This is a genomic window from Dietzia sp. CW19 (assembly GCF_014145265.1).
Lineage (GTDB): Bacteria > Actinomycetota > Actinomycetes > Mycobacteriales > Mycobacteriaceae > Dietzia > Dietzia natronolimnaea.
The window spans coordinates 1-3,615 of the sequence record NZ_JAALEE010000079.1 but is presented as its reverse complement, the minus strand read 5'-3'; the positions used below and the strand labels follow the sequence as shown (position 1 = coordinate 3,615).

2 protein-coding genes are annotated in these 3,615 nt (G+C 72.1%); both read left to right on the top strand.

Annotated elements, in window-relative coordinates:
* Nucleotides 1-106 precede the first annotated feature (106 nt).
* A complete protein-coding gene (locus G6021_RS02860) occupies nucleotides 107-601 on the top strand; it encodes a hypothetical protein (protein ID WP_241730593.1) in 495 nt (164 codons plus the stop codon).
* A 318-nt stretch (nucleotides 602-919) separates the two neighbouring features.
* Nucleotides 920-3,615: fatty acid synthase subunit beta domain-containing protein (locus tag G6021_RS02855; protein WP_182640633.1), on the top strand; the 2,696-nt coding region annotated here is incomplete at its 3' end.

Here is a 3,615-nt window from a genome sequence, read left to right as displayed (position 1 = left end):
TACGCCGATTGGGAGACACGCCCTAGTCGGCGGGTTGGGGTTTTGGTGACCATTTCGACGCATTCGTGGCACCTGATCGTGTTACTGGCGGGACTACAGTGACTTCATGAGGACAATGCAGGTGAGACGGAGAGCGGGACGCGCGCTGGCCGCGGTCGCGCTCGTGGCGTCGATGGCGGGGGTGTCCACCCTCGTCGCCACCCCGACGTCGGCAGCCCCCGTGCCCTCTCCCGCCGAGGTGGTCCGCGAGACCGGGTCGTGGTTCGCGCACGGGTACACCCTCGACCTGCGCGCGGACGGGACGGGGATGCTGGCGGCCTGGGTCGGCGCGTTCGACGGCACCAGGGTGCAGGTGCGTCTGATCCCCGCTCCGGGTCCGGCGACGGTCGCCGAGGTGACCGCCGTCGAGACGGTCGGACGAGGGGGGCTGGCGCCCGAAGAGCAACCGGGGATCGGCGGACTGGTCACGATCGCCGTCGGCGACGAGGTCCGGACGGCCCACGTCGAGTGGTCGTCCGGGCCGCGCCGTCTGGCCGTCGACCTGTGCCCCACCGAGGGTCTCGACGCCGAGATGATGGCCGTTCTCCGGTGCGGCGCCTGACGGCTGTGCCGGGGTGTGGGAGGCGACGGCGACACGCCGTCGTCTGGCAGATCACCCCTGAGAACGAGATAACGATTCGGTAACATGGGTACCCCGAAACCTGAGGTGCCCCTCACCTGTGTATATGAGGGAACCATCAGCTCCGTATTGTGATCGGGCTCACGCGTCGGCCCCCTCGGCTAACCCCCGAACGGACGGCCGTACCCCCTCAAGCTGAGGGCTCCCTCAACTTCCTGTGGCAGTCTGTGCCCTGCGTCGGACCAGCAACTGGTCTCGGCGTGGAGATGTCCCAGACGAAGTTGCCAAGGAGTTCCACACGTGACGATCGACGACCGCGACCTCACACCCCGCCCGCTCGAGACCGGACACGCGGCCCGCCGCCAGGCCCGCGCGCTCGCGGACGACCTGCGTGAGGGCACCGCCTACGCCCTCGCCTTCGGGGGACAGGGGATCGCGTGGCGCGACGCGTTGAGCGACCTCATCGACGGCACCGGGATCGGTCCCGAACTGCAGGACCTCGTCGACTCCTCCGTCGCCCTCACCGAGCCGGTCCACGACGAGATCGCGGTGGTCCGGCCCCACGGCTTCCGCCCCATCGAGTGGGCCAACACCACCACCGGCGAGGACGAGGACCACGGTGACCTCCCCGACGAGGCGTCGCTCTCCTCCGCCGCCGTCTCCCTGCCGGCCGTCCTGCTCACCCAGGTGGGCGCCGTCCGCGCGCTCGCCGCCGAGGGCTTCGACGTCAACGACACCGCCCCCGCCGCCGTGGTCGGACACTCCCAGGGCATCCTCGCCGTGGAATCGGTCGAGACCTTCGGGTCGATCGACGACCGCCTCCTGGCGATGGCCGAGCTCATCGGCGCCGCCGCCACCCTGATCGGACGCCGCACGGGCCTGTTCCGCCGTGGCGAGGCCAGCCCCATGGTCGGCGTGTCGGGCATCGACGGCGCGCGACTGCGCGCCCTCGTCGACGAGGTCTTCTCCGCGGTCGACCCCGCACTGCGGCCGACCGTCTCCATCCGCAACGCGCAACGCCGTCACGTCGTGGTGGGCCGTCCGGACGATCTCGAGGACCTGCGCCGTCACTGCGCGGACCTCGAGGCCGAGTCCCGCCGCCGTCGCGAGGCCAAGCTCACCGGCGGCGAAGTCTTCGCCCCCGTCTTCGACCCCCTCGAGGTGGAGGTCGGTTTCCACCATCCCGCGATGGCCCCCGCGGTGGACATCGTGTCCGACTGGGCGGCCCGTTGTGGCCTGGACGCCGACCGCGCGGCCGCGTTGGCCCGCCAGGTCTTCGCCGAGCCCGTCGACTGGGTCGAGGAGATGGCCGAGACCCTGCACTCCGGCGCGGAGTGGATCCTCGACATGGGCCCGGGCGAGGCCCTGACCCGCCTCAACCGCTCTGTGGTCCGCGGCCAGGGCGTCGGTGTGGTCGCCGCCGCCACCCGCGGGGGGCTGCGCAACCTCTTCACGCCGGGTGCCACCCCGTCGATCGAGCGCCCGTGGACGGCGTACCAGCCCCAGCTCATCACCCTGCCCGACGGCAGCGTGCACGTGGAGACCTCGTTCACCCGCCTCACCGGCTGCTCGCCGATCCTGCTGGCCGGGATGACCCCGACCACCGTGGACCCGGAGATCGTCGCGGCCGCGGCCAACGCCGGCCACTGGGCCGAGCTCGCCGGCGGTGGTCAGGTGACCGAGCCGATCTTCGCCGAGAACACCCAGCGCCTCACCGAGCTCCTCGAGCCCGGCCGCAGCGCGCAGTTCAACTCCCTGTTCCTCGACCCGTACCTGTGGAAGCTGCAGGTCGGCGGCAAGCGACTGGTCCAGAAGGCCCGCGCCGCGGGCGTCCCCTTCGACGGGGTGATCGTCACCGCCGGCATCCCCGAGCTCGACGAGTCCGTGGCCCTCATCGAGGAGCTCACCGAGGCCGGACTGCGCCACGTGAGCTTCAAGCCGGGCACGGTCGCGCAGATCCGCCAGGTCGTGCGGATCGCCGCCGAGGTACCCCATATGCCCGTGATCGTGCAGGTCGAGGGCGGGCGCGCGGGCGGCCACCACTCCTGGGAGGACCTCGACGCCCTCCTGCTGGCCACCTACCCGATGCTGCGCGACCGGCCCAACGTGGTCCTGTGCGTCGGCGGCGGGATCGGCACCCCGGAGCGGGCCGCCGACTACCTCACCGGATCCTGGGCCAACGCCCACGGCTACCCGGCCATGCCCGTCGACGGCATCCTCGTGGGCACCGCCGCCATGGCGACGCTCGAGGCCACCACCAGCCCGCAGGTCAAGCAGCTCCTCGTGGACACCGTCGGCGTGGACCACTGGGTGGGCGCCGGCCAGGCCGAGGGCGGGATGGCCTCCGGCCGCAGCCAGCTCGGCGCGGACATCCACGAGATCGACAACACGGCCGCCCGCACGGGGCGACTGCTGGACGAGGTCGCCGGCGACGCCGAGGCCGTGGCCGAGCGCCGCGAGGAGATCATCGCCGCGATCAACGGCACCGCCAAGCCGTACTTCGGTGACCTCGACACCATGACCTACGAGCAGTGGCTGCGCAGGTTCGCCGAGCTGTCGCTCGCCTCCGCGCCTGCCGCCGGCACCGCCTCCGAGGCGACCGCCGACATCGCCCGCTCGGTCTGGCTCGACCCCACCATCCGTGAGCGCTTCCACCGCATGGTGCAGCGCACCGAGGCCCGGCTGGACGCCGCGGACTCCGGTCGGATCCTCTCGGCCTTCCCCCGCGTCGAGGCGATGGAGCGCCCCACCGAGGTCGTCGACGCACTCGCCGCCCGCTACCCGGAGCTGGCCACCGCGACCCTCCACCCCGCCGACGCCGCCGAGTTCCTCGACATCTGTCGCATGCCGGGTAAGCCCGTCCCGTTCGTCCCCGTCATCGACGGCGACGTCCGTCGCTGGTGGCGCTCGGACTCGCTGTGGCAGGCCCATGACGCCCGCTACAGCGCCGACGCCGTGTGCGTCATCCCCGGCACCACCGCCGTCGCCGGGATCAC